Genomic DNA, 16,206 nt, shown 5'->3' on the forward strand with positions numbered 1-16,206 from the left:
CTTATTTTCCTGCTGGACTCTCTTCCGGGTTTGGAAGCGGCTTGACCTTCCCGTAATTGGTCAAATACGTCTCGACCTGCGAATGCTCGCGGACTCGCTGCCCCTTCAAATCGTATTGCGATTGAATGGACATGCTGATGGTCGTCGGAAGCTTGCTTGTTTTATTGTAAAAGACTGTGTACTCCGCATTTACATCCATTTGATCCACAATCTCACTGACATTGGGTGCCGACTGGGATTGTATCCGGGGACCCTTGTGGCCTGTTGCACTCTTCTTCCATGCGCCATCGGACAATGACATCGCCAATTTCACACTTGGTTTGTAAACGGCAGAAGAAGTCGATTGAATCTGGGATCCTGATGCCTGCTCACTCATTTGTGTCACCAGCCAGCTTTTCAGCTTTGCGGAATCGAGGGTAACGCGCACTCCTTCAACATCATCGTTCGGATTCTCATCCGGCAAAGGGAGCACTTTCTTCTTCATTTCTGCCATCTGTTGAAACGCGTACGCCGGGTCCCAGTTATCCATTTCCTGCTGGAATCCGTGCTTCGTTTGTCCGACATCCTTCCAGCTTGAATCACTGCCCTGCTTGGCGTACAGCTTGTCTCCGCGATTTAGGAGACTCAGATTGTTTACCCGGTTTTCCTCCGGCACTGACAGCTTCACGTTCATATAAACGGCTTCTTTATCTTTTCGACCCGAAAAGTTTACTACGTTGCCATTTGCGCTGTTTTCCGTGAGCAGCTTGGTGCGACCGTGGAATTCATACGCATCCTGCGTGGTGAAATGGTCGCTGACCTCTTCAAACGCCGAGCCAGCGCTTTGCTTGACGCCCATTTGATTGCAGCCTCCCATGGCTGTGCATAAAAGGGTCACGAGACAAATCGTCCATCCTTTGCGCATTCATTACCCCTCCTTCACGCTACTCCCCATATCGTTTCCGGTGAAGAAAAAGGTTATTCTGCGGCTGGCAAACTCACTCGTCCCCACCTACACGGAGTAGTACAGGACGCCTTCTCGCTCTTGCACGTCCACCTGGTGCAGAATCGTCAGCAAATCGATATGCCCCAAAGTCTCCGAAATGGTCAGAGGAAGTTCTTTTTCATACAGCGTTGGGAAGAGCAGGGCCGTCAGCTCATACGCGGTTTTTTCGCCATCAGTGAGCAAGCGGCGAAGCGTGTCGGTCCTCTCCCAGTTCTTGCGCAGGCGGGCCTGGATCAACTCCCGATGGTCCATAACGGGTTCGCCATGTCCTGACAGCACCTGCTCTATTTCCATATCGGCACACATTTGCAGTGCGGTCCGATACTGAACCAGTGTCAATGGTCGCACACTGCTGCGGTCGCGCGGGGGCTCGATAAACGCATTGGATGAAATCCGCTTGATGATATGGTCGCCACCGATCATCACACGATCGGAGGCACGGTACAAAGACAAATGGCTCTGACTGTGGCCAGGCGTATACAGCACTTGCCACTGCGGCAGGTGAGGAACCGTCTGCTCATGCTTCAGATGTCCGTCAATACGGCTCGGCTCCGAAAAAGTCTTCATGAGTGCATGAAATCTTTGAATGATGAACAACTTCTCATGAGGGACTCCGCTTTGCTTGTACAGGTCCGTGAAAAACAGGTCGTGAAAGTCCATGAACTCCTCGTCGAGCTCGATGTACGGCACCGCCAACGGATGAGCCCATGTGCTGGCTCCCGATGCCTGCCTGACCCGCTCCAGCAGCCCGCAATGGTCGACGTGATGATGGGTCAGGAGCACCTGCTCAATGTCGCCTACAGCCAGCCCGATTGACCCTAATCCGTCCGCAAGGGCCTGCCATGCCTCCTCTGTGAGCGGTCCTACATCAACCAGTGTCAGCTTCTCGCCTTTGATCAGATATACGTTTACTGGACCGACGTTAAAAGGAGTCGGCAGCTCGATGCAAAATACATCCGGCGCCATTTCTTGCGCCCTTCCTCGCGAAGTGTGTGAAGTCATCTGATTTCCTCCCGTGAACCCCTCAATTTGCAGCCTGCATTTCCTAAAAAGAAAAGAGCCAATCTTGGCTCTATGCTAACACAACTTGGTTTCTTCCTGAATTTTTCGCTTCGTACAACGCGATATCGGCTTGATAAAACAGCGACTCGACGCTGAGATCGAGATCCGATTCTTTGCTCCATTTCGCAAGGCCGCACGAGATCGTCACCTGCGGCGAAGTCTCCTGCTCCACGCAATGGCGGATGCGCTCTGCGACGCTATGCGCCGTGGATTTGTCCACACGCGGCAAATAGACCGCCAGCTCCTCGCCTCCCCATCGCGCGGCGATATCGCTGTCACGTATGCTGCGACGAATGAGATTGGACACCTGGATCAATACCTCGTCCCCTACCTGATGGCCAAAGGTATCATTCACATTTTTGAAGTAATCGATATCGATCAAAATGAGCGAACCGTACCCATCCTTTTCGAGTGAAGCGCGCACCCTCTCATTCAAATGCCTGCGCGTAAACAGACCTGTCAAATTGTCCGTAATGACCATTCGTTCCATTTCATTGTGCAAGACTGCGTTGGTCATGGCGAGGCTGGCATGTTGGCCGAAAATTTCGAGTAGCTTGTAGTCATCAAAACTAAAAAAATGATAGCGTGAATCGGAGACTAACAGCACTCCACTAATTTCGCCTTCCACAATCAGCGGCACACCCATCAACGAGCAGCAAGGCAGCAGCGAGAACGGCAGTGGTCCGGCACCTGGCTGAGCAAGAAGCAGCGCCTGTTTGTTCTGCAAAATTTCCTGAAATGGCTTCTCATTGGTATGAACCGTCATGCCGTTGAATTCAGGCAAGGACGATGAGAGCACGTGAAAACGGTCCTCCCCAGGCGATTTGCTCAGAATGGCGCAAAACTCAGCATCAAAGGTAGCACCCATCATGGTAGTCACAAAATCCAGTATTTCTTTCAAATCGAGGCTGCGATTCAGCTGTCGCGCCATTTCATTGATCAATCTCAGCTCGCGAATCAAATTCCGGGACTGCTGGTAAAGCTGGGCATTCTCAAATGCGGTACCAGCCGTGTCAGCCAGAATCGCGATGTAATCTGTCTCATGCTGGCTCAAGGATACGCGCTGGTCCGATGTGACTTGCAGGACTCCGTATATTCCCTGTTTGCCCAGCAGCGGGGCCGCAATGACTGTCGTGGACTGTCCTTCCTCTTCCACTTTTTCCACAATCAGTCTCCCCTCCAGATATGCTCTCGTGCTGGTAGAAGGCTCGGCTTCCTGAAAGGATAGCTGCTTGACTGGCGTGGTGGCGTTCGGTTCGACTGTCAAAAACAGCTCGACGGACAATTGCGGATACAAGCTCGGAATGCTCGTCACGATTTCGTGCAGAACGTCATTGACATCGATCGAAGCCTGGATTTTGGACATGAGCTGATACAACAGGTCTTTTTTGCTGGCTTCCCTGCGCAAATCATCAGACAATACGGCCCGCCACAACGCGTTGCTTGCCTTTTCCCCCACTTCCTGCAAGAACGCGACATCCCGCTCGTCATACGTACAGTCAATCTCATCGGGCGGCAAATGGAGAATCAGCGCATAAAGCGGCTTGCTCTTGCAGATGATCGGCACGGAAACAATCCGATTTTCTTCGAGAATCGACGGTACGACCGGAGCTTGTCCAAATCGGGCAACGACCTGGGCGATTTCGCCCTGTCCCTCGTCCACCTGCTGTGTCGTTACAATCTCCTGCGGGATGCACAGTCCGCTTTCAGACAACTTCACCGCCGAACAATAGCCTTTTTGGATGATGTCACTGATTTGCTTCGTCAAGCTGATGAGCAGCTCGCGTGTCGTGTCGTGAAGATTGAGATCCATCACGATCTGACTGGTCGCGTGCTGGATGTAGGCGTCGTACCCCATCCGAATCATCGGCTCCAATCCTCTCAAATAGGAGAGGAGGTCAACATCTAATTCAGACTCGGGAGTAACGATACCAATCACAGCTCTCACGCGTCCGTCATTCTCAAGCAGAGGGATGGCTCCGAACAAATTGTGATCATCCTCCCAAGCTCTCACGACGATTCCCCTGGTGCTGAACGCCTCCTGAGTCAGCTCCCATGCGTGACCACAAGGAACAGAGTGTAGCATCAGGTCAAGTCCTTGAGGGTTCCAGGATTGGCCTACCTGCATCTCCATGACGTTTATTACACGGCCCCCGGAATCTGTCAAGAAAAGGATGCCTGGGCGCTTTTCCGGCCAAGATTGAAGAATAAAATGGGCCGTGTAGGAAAAGACCGTTTCTAACTTCCCCAACATTTTACTTGACACGAAATACTCCCTCTCTCAGCATTTTCTCAAATTTCCAAATGGTCTGTATCGTTCACTTGCAAGACTTCCCACCGATCGTCGGCAAACCGGAACATCGTGATCCCTGTATTGTCGATCCGTGTGACACCCGTTCCCTGCTCTCCGGCGGTCACGTAATGCAAAAAACTGTTGATCAAGCCGCCGTGGGATACGACGACCACCGCTTCGTTCGGATGGCCTTTGGCCAACTGCGTCAAGGCAGTGACGGCGCGCTGCTGCATGTCCTCGAATGTCTCGATCCCACAGGCAGCCTCATCCTGCGCTTCAAAGCGAGCGCGGATTTCTTCGTAAGTCAAGCCTTCCCACTGCCCGTAGCATCGCTCCCGCAGAGTCGTCCGGGTAGAAACGGACGAGCCGAACTCTTCCGCAATCTTTGTCGCTGTGACGCGTGCTCGGCTTAAATCACTGGAGTATACAGCGTGGATCGTCTCGCTCCGGAACCGACGGGCAACCTGTTCAGCCTGGCGCAACCCCTGCTCATTCAAGTCGATGTCACTATGGCCTTGAATGCGCCTGATCTGGTTCCATTCCGTTTCTCCGTGGCGGATGAGGTACAAGATGGTTTCCAAGACGATAATCTCCTTTGGCAATCTTTCTATTGATAGTACTTTTTATTATATAAGATGCTTATACGCAATTCTAGATTGATCAAAAAACATTTGGGACAAAATTCCTTTCCTGCCCTTCGAACTAGATTTCAACCATTTTTTCTTTCAAACGGTGAAACGCTGGCTCCTATCGCCACGTCAGAGTGGTAAGTGAAAATATTGACATCGTTGGAGGGGTTTAACATGAAACCTTGGCTCGTACGCTCAAGCTCGTTTCTATTGACTGCTAGTCTGGTGTTCCCGGTCTTTTCGGCACACGCCCAAACACCATACGCTTCTACCCAAGCGGTTTCCAATAACATGCAAGTAGGTGGTGCCATGCTAGCCGCTGCGAGCAAAGTGAAGCTGTCCAAGGAGGACGCTGCTGCTCTTGCCCAAAAGCTCGTACCGATGAAAGGACTGGAACTTACCAATGTCTCGTTCCGTTCAAGCGATACTTGGCGGCCGTTTCCAGAATGGTCATTTAGTTGGGAAAAGAAAGTCGCAAACAGTGAAGAACTAGAAGTGTCCTACAGCGTCAGCATCCACGCCAATACCGGGGAAGTAACGGCGTACTCTCGCTACGAACGGGGAGCGTCAAACCTCCCGTATGCCAAACGGGTATCGTATGAAGACGCGCGCAAACAAGCCGAAAATTTCTTGGCCAAATACAATGCGGGCAAAGCCGAGCAGACTCGCCTGTACGTCCGTGACATGCCTGCTCCCAAGACACCACTCAATACAGATACTGCGTACTCCTTCCGCTTCGTTCGTGTTGTCGATGGAGTGCTCTTCCCGGACAACAGTGCTGACATTACCGTCAATAGCGCTGGAACTGTCATCGGCTACTCTCTCACATGGAACGATGTCACTTTTGAAAAGCCAACGAAAGTGATCTCCCAGGAAGAAGCCGAAAAACAGATGATTGCACAGGCCGAAGCCCGACTCTCGTATCTCATCCCATGGGAAAAAAGTGGCGAGGCACGCAACAAACCCACGTTGGCCTATCAAAATCCGTTCACGTTTTACATCGATTCAGCTGACGGCACAGCTTTGTTACCGGCGTCCCTAGTTCCTCGCAGTCAACTCAAGGAACCGGCGCCTGTAAGCACGAAAGCACTGCCAGCTCGTCATTCGGGCAAAGCTCTTTCTCAGGAAGAAGCAGTGAAATTGGCTTCAAACACATTCGATCTGGGCAATTACGAGCTGCGTTCCGCTAATTATAATGAAAAGGATTATCGCGGAAACCGACCGGTCTGGAATCTGGAGTACGGTGAAAAAGAAAATCGCAACCGTGGTTATGCTTACGTATCCATCGATGCGACTACAGGTGATATTTACGCCTTTAACAAAGAGATTCAGCCATTAAAATCATCGGAGGGCTCCTCCAAAAAAGTCAGTACGGATGAACTGAAGGCCAAAGCGATCGAAACCGTCCGCAAATGGACGCCGACACTCGCACATCAGCTGTACTGGATCGATCGCTCCCAAGAGGATGCCGGGCAAGGTGATTCGGATCGCTACAGTGTAACCTTCCAGCGCTATTTGGATGGGATCGCAGCGGCTTCCGGTACCGCATCCCTTACGTTTGACACAAAGTCAGGAGAGCTCCTTTCCTATTACGCAGAACTCGGCAGCGAGACCTATCCGGCCAAACCTGGCAAGCACTTGTCTGAGCAAGAAGCCATTGACGCGTGGAAGGGCGAGATTGAGACCGAAGCAGTCTATGTCTTGACTCCGCTGAGTGCAGAGGATCGCAAAAAAACGGAATCTCAGGCATCTTACTTGCCAAAGAGATCAGCAAAACTCGTGTACCGGGCGACTACCACTCCGTTTGAACAGGCTTATTTCTACGATGCCACAACGGGGGATTGGCGCTCTCAATCATCCGGCAAGGTCATCAACCTGCATCGTCCACAGCCAGCTGATCTGGAAGGACATCCAGCGGAGAAAGAATTGCTCCTGATGTACGAATATGACGCCCTTTCCCTGATCGACGGCAAAATCATGCCGCAAAAAGAAATCACGCGGGGCGAAATGATCGAGATGCTGATGATCAGTCTGAACAACGGACGCTACTACCCAGTGTACTCCTCTGAGCGCAAGAACACGTTCAGCGACGTAGCAAACGGCTCCCGCTACTTCGCTGCTGTAGAGGCTGCAGTAGACCGCGGCCTGCTCGATAAAAACGCTTCCAAGCTCAATCCGAATGAACCGATCAATCGCGAAGAGCTGGCCGATATGATCGTGCGCGCCATGGGCTACAGCAAGCTGGCGGACTACTCTTCGATGTTCCAATCGAAACTCACAGACATCGCCAATACGAAACACCGCGGCGCGATCGTGATCGCAACGACTTTGGGGATCATGACCACAGACAAACAGGCGTTCAAGCCGACTGCGACCGTTTCGCGAGCGGATGCGGCTACAAGCTTTACCCGCTTCCTCGAGAAACGCGGCACACAAGAGACGAATCCCGTCATGTACCATGCCGAATACGAGTAAGCCTGACGCCATCCGCGCCAACATCGGTGCCGGATGGCCTCTGTCTTTTCCCTTGACTTCGCAATGCCTAGCCTAGTATTATTGAATGTATGTGTACAGGGTAGCATTGATTGTAGGTAAAAACGGAAGGATGTACCCTCTTAGTTCCCTCCCTTTCAGGCAGCGGCTGAACTACCTGTGAGGAGCACGATGCGGAAACGCTACCGTCCGAAGTTCGTGTAGATAAAGTAGGAACTAACCTGCCGGAAGTAAACACCTACGAATCCATATTAAAGGAGAATGAAAACATGTCACGTTACACAGGACCTCGTCACAAACTGGCCCGTCGTCTGGGTATCTCCCTCGATGGTACAGGAAAAGACATCAAACGCAACTTCCCTCCAGGTCAACACGGTCACAACAACCGTCGTAAACTGAGCGAGTACGGAATCCAGTTGCAAGAAAAACAAAAACTGCGCCACATGTTTGGCTTGAACGAAAAACAATTCCGCCGCACTTTCGACAATGCTAGCAAAATGGCTGGCGTTGTGGGTGAAAACTTCATGAAATTGCTGGAATCCCGCCTGGATAACGTGGTATACCGCATGGGCTTCGCTCCAACACGCCCAGCTGCTCGTCAGTTGGTAAACCATGGCCACTTCATGGTAAACGGCAAAAAAGTGAACATCCCATCTTACCGTGTTCAACCAGGTGATGTGATCTCCATCCGCGAGAAATCCCGTGGTCTGGAAATCATCAAGAACTCCCTGGAAGGCCGCAACTTCCTGCCAAACTACATCACTTTCAACGATGCTGCTGCTGAAGGTACCTTCACTCGTCTGCCTGACCGTGAAGAAATGCCAGCTGAAATCAACGAAGTTCTTATCGTTGAGTTCTACAGCCGTTAATCGACTGGAAGATAAAGAAAGAGTAGCGCCGCTCGTCGGCCTACTCTTTTTTTGTGAAAAACGTCCCGTCCCCTTGCTTCGATGCATCCTGACGTTTTTCATACGCTGTGCTCGCGATAAGCTTCCCGCACTCTCTCCATCTGCGCCAAATGGCCATCGACGTGATGGACATACCTTTCCAGAAGCTGCGAGAGCGTCAACGGCCCCGCCTCTTCGTGGATGCCGCAGCGATCCCAATCGGCACCTTCCACGCTCTCCAGTACGGGAACCATCATGGAACGCATGAGCCCAAACAGCTCAAGAGAGCGCCCTGCATCCTGACCCGAGTAACCCAGCGAGTTCGCCCACGCATCCTGGTCGTAGGCAGTCAACGCCGGGTTGTCTTCCGCAAGGACTCTTTTCATGCGATGGATGCCGACCAGTTCCGCATCCGCCAGGTGGACGATGATCTCATGGATGCTCCATTTATTATGCCCTGGCTTGTAATGCATCTCTTCCTCGGACAATGTGCGGATCGCTTCCTTCAGTCTTTCATACCCGTTGCTGTACGCTGCGATGAGCTCCTTACTCATTTCGCCCCCACTCCCTTTTCCGTAATCTCACGGGTTATCCCCCACCTCTATACACGTCTGGATGAGAAGAAAGTTGCGTTTGTGCATTGCACTTTCGAAAAGTTATTATCTTGACCACGGTAAGGTAGTTGCCTATAATCCTAAAATACATCGGTTGTTTCAAATAAAGCCCTGCTCCATCTTGCCATCCAGAAAGGGAGTTACTCTCTTTGAATGGGGAAACCTGAAGAAGCAGCCTAATACCGATAACCTCATCGAAGCGAAGGGAGACGCTCATGAAACCAAAATACCAGCCATTGTTTGATACATTCAGCTTTCGCAGCGGCGTGCAGGTGAAAAACCGCTTGGTCATGGCACCGATGACCACCTACTCGGGCAATCCGGATGATACCGTATCCAAAGGAGAGCTCACGTACTACAGCCGTCGCGCAAAAGGTCTCGGCATGGTCATCACCGCATGCACGTACGTCACGGCAAACGGGAAAGGATTCCCCGGAGAATTTGCAGGCGACCGTGATGACATGATCCCCAGCTTGCGTGAGCTGGCAACCACCATCCAAAGTCAAGGAGCAAAGGCCATCCTGCAGATTTTCCACGCAGGGCGCATGAGTCCTCCTGAGCTCGTACCCAATGGAGAAACCGTCAGTGCGTCTGCCGTCGCAGCTGAACAAGCAGGTGCGCAAACACCTCGCGCCCTCACCGATGCTGAAGTGAAGGACATCGTCAAAGCTTTTGGGGAAACCACTCGCCGCGCGATCGAAGCTGGCTACGACGGCGTCGAACTCCATGGGGCCAACGGTTATTTGATCCATCAATTTTTCTCTCCTCACTCCAACCGCAGAGAAGATCACTGGGGGGGCAGCCTGGAGAAGCGCTTGAACTTCCCCCTCGCTGTCGTAGAGGAAGTAAAACGCGTCGTAGCCGAGCATGCGAAGCAGCCATTTCTCGTCGGATACCGCTTTTCGCCAGAAGAATCGGAAACGCCGGGAATCACGATGGCTGATACACTCGTCCTCACCGATGCACTGGCGGGCAAGGGCCTCGATTACCTTCACGTTTCGCTGATGGATTTCTGGTCCACACCACGTACGGTGTCTGCAGGCTCCTCCGAAACACGCCTGCAGCTCATCATGAAACAAGTCAACGATCGGGTACCTGTCATCGGAGTAGGATCCATTCATACCCCGGATGAAGCGCTCAAGGCTCTTGAAACAGGTGTTCCACTCCTGGCATTAGGCCGTGAGCTCATCATCGAGCCGGAGTGGGTCGAGAAGGTGGCGCAAGGTCGAGAATCGGAAATTGCAGTCGAACTGAGCCGCAACGATCAAGCGCGTTTGGAGATTCCCGATCCGCTCTGGAATGCCATCATGCACACGCCAGGCTGGTTCCCGATCGCAGAAAAAGTCTGATCGCCCCGCTTTTGTCAAAAAGGTGCCTGTCCAGTGGCTCGTCTGCTGACAGGCGCCTTTTTTCGATGGTACTCACGCAAAATCGAGCGGCTTCGTCAGCCTGTAGAACCATGTCGACTACCCGCTGGACGCCTTCTCGACTTCTATCCTCCAGCTTCCTCGTATGGTATAATCAGGGTGTATGCTAGGGGGTCATAAATTATGTCGAATAGCCACAATTCTTCCTCTGAACCGACGAAGAAAAAACGCCGGCGAAGCCGCGGCAGAACGATCTGGATCATCGTCCAGCTGCTGTTTTTGCTAGGGATAATGGGAGGCGTCGTTGCAGGAGGAATCGTGACGGGTTATGTCGCAGCATTGGTAAAAGACGAGCCTGTGCGTAACAAAGAAGAACTCGAGAAAAAGATTTTCACGAACTATCTGACTGGATTCGCCTATTACAATGACGGCTCACTCATCGGTCAATTGCGTGCCGAAGAGGGCGACAGACGATTGGTGAAAAAAGCAGACGTTTCGCCTTATTTGATCAACGCTATCATCGCCACGGAAGACAGGAGCTTTTACCATCACAAAGGGGTTGCCCTGCAGTCCACCTTGCGCGGAGCCATCCAGGATTTTACCAACCAGCCCGTCGTAACGGGAGGCAGCACCATCACTCAGCAGCTCGTCAAAAACACCATTCTCTCCGCTGAAGTCAGCCATGCTCGCAAAGCCCGGGAAATCTTCACCGCTCTGCGGATCGAGCGCATGTTTTCCAAGGATCAGATTTTGGAAGCATACATGAATGAGATCTATTTCGGGAAAAATGCGAACGGCTCGAACGTTTACGGTGTACAAGCAGCGGCAAAAGGGGTCTTTGGCAAGGACGTCAAAGAGCTGAACCTCAGCGAAAGCTCGTACCTGGCAGGAATGATTCAAAATCCTGGCGCTTACAGTCCGTTTGGAAACGAAAGCTATCAGCGCGGAAAAGAACGCCAAAAGATGGTTCTCGACCGGATGCTCGAAAATGGCTATATCACTCAATCGCAGTACAACACGGCGAGCGATGCCGATCTCAAAGCTTCCCTGGCAAAGCCTACCGAACAAGCCTATCGCGAGGTACCGTTCCTGATGATGGAAATCGAGGAACGAGCCGCACGCCAGCTGGTCGACGCAGACCTCAAGGAAAAAGGCAGAGACAAAGATTCGGTGGGCCGCAACGAGTACCGCCAATTAGTGGAAGAAAAGCGTCGGGACATTCTCCGCAACGGTTACAAAGTACATACCACCATCGACAAAAACGTTTACAACATTATGCAAGCCGTCGCCAATGATCCGAAGAACTTCGGAAAAAATCGGACCTATACCATTCGACGCTCCAATGGCAAGACAGAAAAAATCGAAAATGCCTTGGAAGAAGTCGGCTCCATGCTCATCCACAACAAGACCGGCGCCATTCTCGGCATGATCGGCGGACGCGACTTCAAGGTGGAGCAGACGAACCATGCGACAGTGCCAAGACAGCCGGGATCTTCCATGAAGCCACTTGCTGCCTACGCACCTGCGTTTGAATTGGGCTTGCTGCAGCCAGCTTCTCCTATCGACGACTCGCCGGTCTTGCTCGCAGATGGACAAAACGGCTCTCACCTGCCGATGAACTGGAATAACAAATGGCAAGGGATCATGAGTGCCCGTGAAGCACTGCAGAAGTCCTGGAACATTCCAGCGATCAAGACCTATCTCAAGGTGGGCATCCCAACCGCCCTCGAGTATGTAAAGAAGATGGGAATTACGACACTGGTGGATGCGGATAATTACGCTTCGACCGGAGTAATCGGCGGCCTCACCTACGGGACGACCGTCGAAGAGATGACGAATGCATACGCCACCTTCGCCAACCACGGATCCTTCGTGGACGCCTACCTCATTGATCACATCGAGGACAGCCAGGGCAAGGTCATTTACAAGCACGAAGCTGGGCCCGTACAAGTGTACAGCGAACAAACGGCGTATTTGATCACCGACATGATGCGCTCGGTTGTCGACTCCGGCACAGGTACTCACATTCGCAAATACGTTCCTAGAAAAGTGGACGTAGCAGGAAAAACGGGAACCACCAACAGCAGCAATGACCTGTGGTTCGTAGGATATACGCCAGAGCTGTCCATGGGCGTCTGGGTCGGATTTGACGAGCCATATCCGATGCCGGATTCCGACAAGTACGTCCCCATGGTCGTCTGGGGCAAGGTCATGAAAGAGATCATCGAGAAACATCCGAATTTGTCTTCGCCGGATGACAATTTCAAAAAACCGGAGGGAATCGTCAGCGCAACGGTAGACTCCAAATCGGGTCTGCTGCCGAGCGAGCTTTCCAAAGAAGCGGGGCATGTGATCACCGACTTGTTCAATCGCCGTTTCGTGCCGACGAAAGTGGACGATAGCCATCAAAAAGCGCGCATCGTGACCTTTGACGATGAACGCTACCTGGCAAAAGAAGGGACTCCAGATGACTTTGTTACCGAGGGTGTCTTCTACCGCTCGCCGGATCCGCTCCCGACCAAGGAGCAGATTCAACAGAAAAACAAAAAAGTAGCCATTCACCCGCCTGACTGGGAGCAGCGACTCCCTGATAAGGAAGATCCGCGTACGGATGTCGCTGGAGCGCCTGCTTCGCCTAATGCCGTAGCCGTGAGCACAACAGGCAAGCAGAGCGTCCTCACCTGGCAATCTGCCAAGGAAGCGGATCTGCTCGGCTACCGCATCTACCGAGCAGATAGCCAAAATGGCTTTATCCGCATCGCTACCGTCAAGGATCCATCCGTACTGGCCTTCACCGATACGGGAGCTGCCATCGGGGAAACCGGCTACTACGTGACTGCTGTCGACATTGCTGGCCAGGAGTCTCAGCCATCCGCTATCGCGACCAGCTCCGGCGTTTCCCATACTTGGGAGCTGCCCGATCCAAATCCGGATCCAGGCTCGGGCACGACTGAGAGCCCTGGCGATTCAGAGGAACCGACGGATCCGACCGGAACGACAGGGCCTGCCGATGGGCAGTCAGATCCGGGAACAGTCTCCACCTCCCCTCCGTCAACACCGAAATCGCTGACGATCAAATCAGCGGGTGGCGGATGGAAGCTGCAATGGAAGGCGAATGCTTCCTCTGAGCAAGTCATTGCCTACAATATCTACTTCAAGCCGGATGCAAATAGCGGATACCTGCTGATTGATACGGTATCGGCTACCAGCTACAACCATACTTCCAATGTTCCAAACGGAAGCTATTACATCACTGCCGTGAACAGTTACGGAGAATCGTCACATTCGAACAGCGTCACGGCTAGCAACTGAGAATAAACTGAAAGAAGAAGCAGAGATGGTTTTCATGGCCATCTCTCTTTTTCTACAAGCACAAGGGGGGGACCTGATGGATCACGTCAAGCGCTATCATTCGCTGAAAATGACTGTGAACGGAAGAGAACTTTTGATTGAGGGACCCATTAACGGGAGTGAGCTTGCCTCCTATCGCTTTGATGAAGGCCTGAAAGCGTTCCGCATACCGGAGCAGCAGCACAAAGCCCTCATCGAAATCGCTGATCTCCCGGAAGGACGCATTATCGTAGCTCGCGAAGACGACCTGGTCCTCGGGTACGTCACCTTTCTCCACCCCGATCCGCTAGAACGCTGGTCTGAGGCCCAGCTCCCTGACCTTCTGGAGCTGGGCGCTATTGAAATCAGTCACCTGGTCCGAGCAGGAGGAGTGGCGAAGAAGCTCCTTGAAGTCGCCTTTATGGATGACGCTTTGGAAGACTACGTCATCATCACGACCGAATATTACTGGCATTGGGACCTCAAAGGAACCGGGCTGGATGTGTGGCAATACCGCAAAGTGATGGAAAAGGTCATGGGGAGCGTAGGAATGACGTGGATGGCGACTGACGATCCGGAAATCTGCTCTCATCCCGCCAACTGCCTGATGGCGAAAATCGGCAAGCGCGTTCCGCCCGAAACAGTCGAAGCTTTTGATGCCATGCGATTCCAGAACCGTTTTCTCTATTAGCTCGATCCATGCTCTCTCGGATGCGAAAAAGGAGGCCTCTCTCATGCGTATTGAGGATATTATGCGGAAAAACGTCGTCACGGTAAGTCCTTCCACTTCGATCGGGGAAGCTCTCCTCTTGCTCCGCGCCAAACGAATCAGACATTTGCCGGTCGTGGAGCATACTCGTTTGGTCGGCATCGTCTCCGACCGCGACCTTCGCGATGCCCTTCCCTCTCGCCTGCTGACACACGAAGATGACGACACGATCCTGCACAAGCCTGTCGCGGACATCATGCACAAACAGGTTATCACTGCCCATCCGCTTGACTTTATCGAGGATGCCGCAGCCCAGCTCTATGAGCACAAGATCGGTTCACTGCCTATTGTCGATCGCAGCCAACTCGTAGGCATGATCACCGAATCCGACTTGTTTTCCAGTCTGATTGAGCTCTTTGGGGTCAACAAACCCAGCTCCCATATCGAAGTCGAGGTAGATGATCGGGCAGGTATGCTGGCCGAGGTCAGTCAGGTTTTTCGGGAAGCTCACGTGAATGTGTGCAGCGTCGTGGTCTATCCCTCGAAAAACGTTCACAAGAAAAATCTCGTCTTCCGTGTCCAGACGATCGATCCGCGTATTGTCACCCAGAAGCTTTCCGATAAAGGATTTACAGTCATCTGGCCAACAGAAGGAGGGATCCCTCTGTGAGCCGCAATGCCCGACTTATTTACTCCTCGGACTACACGAACTACTACTTTCACGACGAACACCCCTTTAATCAAAGACGTCTGCTCCTCATGCATGATCTGATGAGCATGTACGGACTTTTGTCCGAGTCTGACATTCTTCCTCCGCGGCACGCCACCGACGAAGAGTTGGCATTGGTGCATGACTCCCGATACATAGCGTTCATCCGCGAACAAGGACACAGCGATGCGGAGCTTCCTCTCGCCGCCAGCTACGGGGTAGGCACGGAGGATGTTCCCTGCTTTGCCAATATGCACGAGTCAGCATCCCTGATAGCCGGTGGAACCCTGAATGCCGTAGAAGTGGTCATGAGCGGGCAGGCGCAGCACGCATTCAATCCTGCCGGAGGTCTGCATCACGCTTTTCGCGGACGCGCCTCTGGATTTTGCATCTACAATGACTGCTCTGTCGCAATTGCCTATTTGCGAAAGAAGTGGAATGCACGCGTCTTGTACATCGATACGGATGCCCATCACGGGGACGGCGTGCAATGGGCTTTTTATGACGATCCCAATGTGCTCACCATTTCTATTCACGAAACAGGAAAGTACTTGTTTCCAGGTACGGGCAATCTCACAGAGCGGGGGGATGGAAGCGGTTACGGCTATTCCGTCAATGTCCCACTCGACGCTTTTACCGAAGACGAATCGTTCCTCGCGGTGTACCAGGAGCTCGTCACCAAGGTTGCTCGCGGATTCAAACCAGATGTCATCCTGACGCAAAACGGCTGCGATGCCCATGCGTACGACCCGCTCACCCACCTGTCCTGTTCGATGAAAATTTATCAGGAGATCCCTCGGCTAGCTCATCAGCTGGCTCACGAGCTGTGCGAGGGTCGCTGGATCGCTGTCGGTGGAGGCGGGTACGATATTTGGCGAGTCGTCCCGAGGGCGTGGACCCTATTGTGGAGCGAGATGACCGACCAACCTTTGACGGACGGGCCGCTTCCAAAGGCGTGGGGCGAGCGTTGGCAGCCTCACACCGAACTGATTTTGCCGGAGCGCTTGTTTGATGAACCGTTTCCTGCGATCCCGCGCCGGGAAGAAATTACTCAAAAGAACAAAGTCACCCTGGAGCGTGCACTGATGTATGCCCCAGTCGAATAGCTTTCCTGCCATTGCGCTCATC

The 16,206-nt window shown here is 52.6% G+C and carries 12 protein-coding genes; 7 read left to right on the forward strand and 5 right to left on the reverse strand.

The annotated features are described in order from the left end of the window. Position 1: 1 nt before the first annotated feature. From JNE38_RS21605 to JNE38_RS21620, 4 genes are all read right to left on the reverse strand, one after another. Positions 2 to 904 carry a hypothetical protein gene (locus JNE38_RS21605; protein WP_203353196.1) on the reverse strand — a complete coding sequence of 301 codons (903 nt, stop codon included), beginning with the start codon at positions 902 to 904 and terminating at the stop codon, positions 2 to 4. 87 nt (positions 905 to 991) lie between these two features. Then, entirely contained in the window at positions 992 to 1,987 is a 996-nt protein-coding gene (locus JNE38_RS21610) for an MBL fold metallo-hydrolase (RefSeq protein WP_203353197.1), read from the reverse strand. Positions 1,988 to 2,057: 70 nt separating this feature from the next. Continuing rightward, entirely contained in the window at positions 2,058 to 4,301 is a 2,244-nt protein-coding gene (locus tag JNE38_RS21615; protein ID WP_203357677.1) for a sensor domain-containing diguanylate cyclase, read from the reverse strand. Between the two features lie 38 nt (positions 4,302 to 4,339). Next, on the reverse strand, positions 4,340 to 4,921 hold the full coding sequence (locus tag JNE38_RS21620) for a histidine phosphatase family protein (RefSeq protein ID WP_203353198.1): 582 nt from the start codon (positions 4,919 to 4,921) through the stop codon (positions 4,340 to 4,342). Positions 4,922 to 5,143: 222 nt separating this feature from the next. Between JNE38_RS21620 and JNE38_RS21625 the strand changes: the two genes are divergently transcribed. Both JNE38_RS21625 and rpsD read left to right on the forward strand, forming a co-directional pair. Further along, positions 5,144 to 7,444: a YcdB/YcdC domain-containing protein gene (locus tag JNE38_RS21625; protein ID WP_203353199.1), complete on the forward strand. Its 2,301-nt coding sequence runs from the start codon at positions 5,144 to 5,146 to the stop codon at positions 7,442 to 7,444. A 287-nt stretch (positions 7,445 to 7,731) separates the two neighbouring features. Further along, on the forward strand, positions 7,732 to 8,331 hold the full coding sequence (gene rpsD, locus JNE38_RS21630) for a 30S ribosomal protein S4 (protein WP_203353200.1): 600 nt from the start codon (positions 7,732 to 7,734) through the stop codon (positions 8,329 to 8,331). Between the two features lie 98 nt (positions 8,332 to 8,429). Here rpsD and JNE38_RS21635 read toward each other — a convergent pair whose 3' ends face one another. Continuing rightward, a complete protein-coding gene (locus JNE38_RS21635; protein ID WP_203353201.1) occupies positions 8,430 to 8,903 on the reverse strand; it encodes a DinB family protein in 474 nt (157 codons plus the stop codon). 275 nt (positions 8,904 to 9,178) lie between these two features. On the opposite strand from JNE38_RS21635, the gene JNE38_RS21640 reads away from it, so the two are divergent. The 5 genes from JNE38_RS21640 to JNE38_RS21660 all read left to right on the forward strand — a co-directional run bounded on the left by JNE38_RS21640 (position 9,179) and on the right by JNE38_RS21660 (position 16,184). Continuing rightward, the gene (locus tag JNE38_RS21640) at positions 9,179 to 10,312 is read left to right on the forward strand and encodes an NADH-dependent flavin oxidoreductase (RefSeq protein WP_203353202.1); all 1,134 of its coding nucleotides are present in this window, start codon (positions 9,179 to 9,181) and stop codon (positions 10,310 to 10,312) included. Positions 10,313 to 10,513: 201 nt separating this feature from the next. Then, positions 10,514 to 13,642 (forward strand): penicillin-binding protein 1A, encoded by a 3,129-nt coding sequence (locus tag JNE38_RS21645; protein WP_203353203.1) that lies wholly within the window; start codon positions 10,514 to 10,516, stop codon positions 13,640 to 13,642. Positions 13,643 to 13,718: 76 nt separating this feature from the next. Next, entirely contained in the window at positions 13,719 to 14,351 is a 633-nt protein-coding gene (locus JNE38_RS21650; RefSeq protein WP_203353204.1) for an N-acetyltransferase, read from the forward strand. 43 nt (positions 14,352 to 14,394) lie between these two features. Continuing rightward, positions 14,395 to 15,039 carry a CBS and ACT domain-containing protein gene (locus tag JNE38_RS21655; protein ID WP_203353205.1) on the forward strand — a complete coding sequence of 215 codons (645 nt, stop codon included), beginning with the start codon at positions 14,395 to 14,397 and terminating at the stop codon, positions 15,037 to 15,039. After that, entirely contained in the window at positions 15,036 to 16,184 is a 1,149-nt protein-coding gene (locus JNE38_RS21660; RefSeq protein WP_203353206.1) for an acetoin utilization protein AcuC, read from the forward strand. Before JNE38_RS21655 ends, JNE38_RS21660 begins: the two co-directional genes overlap by 4 nt. Positions 16,185 to 16,206 lie beyond the last annotated feature (22 nt).

Source organism: Brevibacillus choshinensis, from assembly GCF_016811915.1.
GTDB classification, from domain to species: Bacteria; Bacillota; Bacilli; order Brevibacillales; family Brevibacillaceae; genus Brevibacillus; species Brevibacillus choshinensis_A.

Excerpts from the sequence above, each read along its gene's own strand:
- JNE38_RS21605 (WP_203353196.1), bottom strand. The coding sequence starts at position 904 with ATGCGCAAAGGATGGACGATTTGTCTCGTGACCCTTTTATGCACAGCC.
- JNE38_RS21610 (WP_203353197.1), bottom strand. The coding sequence starts at position 1,987 with ATGACTTCACACACTTCGCGAGGAAGGGCGCAAGAAATGGCGCCGGAT.
- JNE38_RS21615 (WP_203357677.1), bottom strand. The coding sequence starts at position 4,301 with ATGTTGGGGAAGTTAGAAACGGTCTTTTCCTACACGGCCCATTTTATT.
- JNE38_RS21625 (WP_203353199.1), top strand. The coding sequence starts at position 5,144 with ATGAAACCTTGGCTCGTACGCTCAAGCTCGTTTCTATTGACTGCTAGT.
- rpsD (WP_203353200.1), top strand. The coding sequence starts at position 7,732 with ATGTCACGTTACACAGGACCTCGTCACAAACTGGCCCGTCGTCTGGGT.
- JNE38_RS21635 (WP_203353201.1), bottom strand. The coding sequence starts at position 8,903 with ATGAGTAAGGAGCTCATCGCAGCGTACAGCAACGGGTATGAAAGACTG.
- JNE38_RS21640 (WP_203353202.1), top strand. The coding sequence starts at position 9,179 with ATGAAACCAAAATACCAGCCATTGTTTGATACATTCAGCTTTCGCAGC.
- JNE38_RS21645 (WP_203353203.1), top strand. The coding sequence starts at position 10,514 with ATGTCGAATAGCCACAATTCTTCCTCTGAACCGACGAAGAAAAAACGC.
- JNE38_RS21650 (WP_203353204.1), top strand. The coding sequence starts at position 13,719 with ATGGATCACGTCAAGCGCTATCATTCGCTGAAAATGACTGTGAACGGA.
- JNE38_RS21655 (WP_203353205.1), top strand. The coding sequence starts at position 14,395 with ATGCGTATTGAGGATATTATGCGGAAAAACGTCGTCACGGTAAGTCCT.